Origin of the sequence: Phytoactinopolyspora endophytica (assembly GCF_004138495.1) — a bacterium.
Lineage (GTDB): Bacteria > Actinomycetota > Actinomycetes > Jiangellales > Jiangellaceae > Phytoactinopolyspora > Phytoactinopolyspora endophytica.
Genome location: NZ_ML142855.1, coordinates 119,688 through 124,030, shown reverse-complemented (window position 1 = coordinate 124,030; position 4,343 = coordinate 119,688). Strand labels below are relative to the sequence as shown.

Below are 4,343 nucleotides of genomic sequence, written 5' to 3'. Positions count from 1 at the left end.
TTGCCGGCGTCCCCATCGTCACCTTCCTCGCCGTTGTCGTCCGCCCCTGTGCACGCGGCCACCAGCGCGGCCGCTGCGAGCACGGCCACGCCGGTCCGCGCCGGACCGGCGGCCTGCCGCCACCGTCCGGCCCTCAGCTGCTGCTTCGTCATCGTCGGCTCCTTTCCGATGGCTGGGCCGGCGGTCACCGGCCCAACCTCCAGAGGGTTGTCTCATCAGGCTTCGGCGGCACGAGGCCACTGAGCGGCCCTAGCGCCCACGCTTGGCGGGCGAGAACTGGTAGATGGTCGTGGTGTCGTACGTCTCCCCCGGGCGGAGAACGGTGGACGGGAAGTCCGGCTGGTTCGGCGAGTCCGGGAAGTGCTGGGTCTCCAGGGCGAGGCCATCGCCCTGCCGGTAGGTCTTGCCTCCGGTCCCGACCAGCGTGCCGTCGAGGAAGTTGCCCGAGTAGAACTGGATGCCCGGCTCGGTGGTGTAGACCGACAACGTCCGCCCGCTGTGCCGGTCGCTCAACTCGGCGGCGAGCTCGAGCCCGCCGCCGTCCCGGTCGAGCACGAAGTTGTGGTCGTAGCCCTGGCCGAAGAGCAGCTGCTCGTGGTCGTCCCGGATCCGGGCGCCGATCTCGGTCGGCCTGCGGAAGTCGAACGGCGTTCCCTCGACCGACGCGATCTCGCCGGTCGGGATCAGTGTCTCGTCGACGGGCGTGTAGTGCCCGGCGTCCAGATGCAGCTTGTGCCCTTCGATGCTGCCGCTCCCCTCGCCCGAGAGGTTGAAGTAGGCGTGGTTGGTGAGGTTGACGACCGTGGGCGCGTCCGTCGTGGCTTCGTAGTCCATGACGATCTCGTTCTTATTCGTCAACGTGTACGTGACGGTCGTGTCCAGCGTTCCCGGATACCCTTCCTCGCTGTCCGGGCTGGTGTACGAAAGCTCGAGACCGACGCTCCCGCGGTCACGGAACGTGTCGGTCACCTCCCAGACGCGCTTGTCGAAGCCCACGTCGCCGCCGTGCAGGTGATTGGGCTCGTTGTTGGTCGCGAGCTGGTACTCGACGCCGTCCAGGGTGAACCGGCCGTCGGCGATCCGGTTACCGTAACGCCCGATGATGGCGCCGAAGTAGGGATCATTGAGCTCGACGTAGTCATCCAGGTTGTCGAACCCGAGGGTGACGTTATCCAGTCGGCCACGCCGGTCCGGCACCTCGATCGACTGCAGGATCCCGCCGTACGTCAGGACGGTGACCTCCATGCCAAGCGAGTTACGCAGGGTGTAGATGTCCACCTCGGTGCCGTCCGCAAGCGTGCCGAACTGCTCGCTTGCGATGCTCGGCTTGCCATGCCTGGCCTGCTCCGCCGAGTAGTCGACGCCCGACGACGGCGCGGCGATCAGGCCGGCTGCGGCCACCACCGCGGCAACGACACCGAGGCGTGCCAGGCTGCGGGCACGGGCCGGAAGCCACGCCCTTGCGGACCATGATTGCCGTCTCGTTGGTCGTCGCCCTCCGAAGAACCGTTCTCTTCCGGAGAGCCGCGGCTTTCCCCAGAACCGCGACAACTCAGGCTTCGCGCGATTGTTCGACATGTCCACCGCACTCCTCTCCATTGACGATGCGGCTGCCGGTCCATTCCCCTGGCACGAGACTCGACGACGTGTGACTTCAGGTGGCGCGGCCGGTGACCAACGCTGTAATCCACCCCCTGACCTGTGGCGCCCGGCCGGATGTGGCCCGACAGACACCTGTGAGCGTTAACATAGCGCGCATATCGGCACACGTTAAGGGGTTGGCGCCCACTTTCTCAGCAGTCCAGCTTTCCTTGCCTTTGCAAGCCCCACGTCGTGCCTGGCCGCTGGGACGCGAACCGTTACCAGAGAGCCGTCGACGACGCACTCAGGTATTGGCTGTCGGCTACGTCGGGCCGGTGATCCACGCGGTATGACTCCCAGAGTCGTCGCGGGCAAAGTTCAGCTGATTGACGACGTCCACGACGCCGTCGATTCGCCGGATCATCTCCTCCGCGATGTCCACGCTGCTCTTACGTTCCAGCTCGCCGCGTAGAGCCACGACACCGTCGCGGACGTCCACGTACACCGTTCCGGCTTCGGTCAGCAGCACACGCTGGGAGATCTCCCGCCAGACCTCGTCGCGGATCTCCGCATCGGAACGGAGAAAGACGGTCACCAGGTCGGACCGGCTGACGATCCCCACCAGACTGCCCTCGCCGTCCACGACCGGGAGCCGTTTGACCCGATGCACGTCCATCCGCCTGGCCGCCTCCTCCGCGGACGACGACCCACCCACCGTCACCGCGGGTGACGTCATCAGGTCCCCGGCTACGCTGCCGCACGCCTTCGTCTGCACGGCACGGGCCTGGGCCGACGTGAGCCAGCCGGCGCGAAGCCTGGTGTCCCGGTACTCGTGCTTGAGCAGCAGGTCCGACTCGGATACCACGCCGACGACCCTCCGGCGCTCATCCACCACCGGGACCGCGCTGATCTTATGTTCGTCGAGCAGCCGCGCCACGTCCTTGAAGGGAGTCGACGCCGTGACCGTAACCACATCCCTCGTCATGACGTCGCGCACCACCAGGTATCTCATGTCCTCACATTCACCCTCCCAATGAACGCCGGGGTAGGGCCGAATGACCCGTCACCGGCACTTCCACCACGAATTGGATATACCCAACTGGGCACAGCCGCCACGTCTGGTACGTCCCACCCGACGAGGACCGTCAGATGTCATACGGATGCGGGCCGGAGCGCCGGGGTCAGTGGATGTCGCGAGCCAAACCGTCGGTCAGCCGGTAACCGGTCACCAGATCCGGCACGATCCGCACGACCTGATCCATCGGTTGGCTGATCCACGGTTCGAGCTGCCGCTCGTATCGAGCGATGTCGCCGGCATCGGTGATAGGCGTGGCGACCCCGGTGATCACGACGCTCCAGCCGATATGAGACTCCGGGTCGATCTGGTCGGCTTCATACGCGACGACGACGCCAGGAGTGGTCGGCGCGACGACAGAGGTGATGGCCGCACCGATGTGGGTGCGGATGATCACGTCGCCATCGTCGACGAGATGGTTCACGGGACGGATCGCGGGCAACGCCTGTGAGGTGAACACAATGCGGCCCAGAGACACGCTCCCGAGGAGGCGGATCGCATCATCCCGCTCCATGGGAACCAGCTGGCGCTTATCTGTCATGAGGCACCTTACCTGCACGTGTCGGGTCGGACGCGGACTCGGGCCGTGTTCGTGGCAAGGGGAACTCCTCGTGAGTACCGTTACTCGAATCCTTTGTGTCCGGCCCACACAGCGGTAGGGCCGAAAGACTCTGCAGCATCACACGTCCGCCGAACGCGGAAGCCAGCGGAGCCGGTGATCCGGCGTGAACAAGCGGCGCACCAGGCCCAGAGCCATCACCACGCCGGTGGTCGTGACCGAGCCCAGAATCAGGAACATCACCACGGCCTGCACGAGCACAGCGTCCGTCGGGGACACTCCGGCCAGGATCAAGCCCGTCATCGCCCCTGGGAGGAAGACCAGCCCTGTGGCCTTAGTGGTCTCGATCTGGGGAGTCACGGCCGAACGCAGGGCGGCACGAAGGTACGGCGTCGCCGCCTGCTTCGACGCATGTCCCAGCGCCAGCCGGGCTTCGACCTCGTCTCGCTTGTCCCGCAGCTCTTCGACGAGACGACGAGCGACGAGCACGGTAGCGGTCATTGAGTTCCCCACCATCATTCCCGCGATGGGAACGAGCGTCCGCCCTTCCAGCGGGAGCACCCCGAAACCGAACAGGACACCGAGGCTGATCACAGCGGCGCTGGCGAATGCGCCGATCGCTAGCCACATGATCCCGGGCACCTCGGGTGCACGCCGGCGCGCGACATCGCCCGCGTAGGCGACCATCGCGACCACCCACAGCCAGGACCAGACGATCGGTCTGCCTTCCTCGATAATCAGCGACAACGCCGCGCCCACCAGGAGCAGCTGGACGAGGGCGCGAGCCGCCGCCCACAGGATCCGGCGTTCCAGACCCAGGTGCTGCCACAGCGAGATCGCCGCGGCGACCCCGACCAGCGCCAGCGACGTCGCCAATCCGGCGATGCTGACCTCACCCTCCACGGTTCACACCTCCTCCGTCCGAGGACCACGTTCGACTCGCTCGGAGCCGTCATACCGTCCGTCGTCGATCCGCAGCACCACGTCGGCCACCCGCCGCAGCTGGGCCGCGTCGTGGCTCACCCACACCGCCGTGATCCCGTCGTTCACCAGCTCGCCCACCGCCTGCTCGAACACCTCAGCCGCAGCCTCGTCGAGCGCCGAGGTCGGCTCGTCCAGTAACAGGAC

General features: G+C 66.5%; 4 protein-coding genes and 1 pseudogene. All 5 read right to left on the bottom strand.

Annotated elements, in window-relative coordinates:
* Window positions 1-249: 249 nt before the first annotated feature.
* Entirely contained in the window at window positions 250-1,404 is a 1,155-nt protein-coding gene (locus ELR45_RS15415; RefSeq protein WP_240759758.1) for an aldose epimerase family protein, read from the bottom strand.
* A 499-nt stretch (window positions 1,405-1,903) separates the two neighbouring features.
* Window positions 1,904-2,593, bottom strand: a complete 690-nt coding sequence (locus tag ELR45_RS15410) for a CBS domain-containing protein (protein ID WP_129667210.1) — start codon at window positions 2,591-2,593, stop codon at window positions 1,904-1,906.
* 169 nt (window positions 2,594-2,762) lie between these two features.
* Entirely contained in the window at window positions 2,763-3,197 is a 435-nt protein-coding gene (locus ELR45_RS15405; RefSeq protein WP_129667209.1) for a pyridoxamine 5'-phosphate oxidase family protein, read from the bottom strand.
* Window positions 3,198-3,335: 138 nt separating this feature from the next.
* Complete coding sequence (locus ELR45_RS15400; RefSeq protein ID WP_129667208.1) at window positions 3,336-4,118, bottom strand: ABC transporter permease; 783 nt, start codon at window positions 4,116-4,118, stop codon at window positions 3,336-3,338.
* Window positions 4,119-4,121: 3 nt separating this feature from the next.
* Window positions 4,122-4,343, bottom strand: a pseudogene (locus tag ELR45_RS37925) (phosphate ABC transporter ATP-binding protein); the annotation flags it as partial.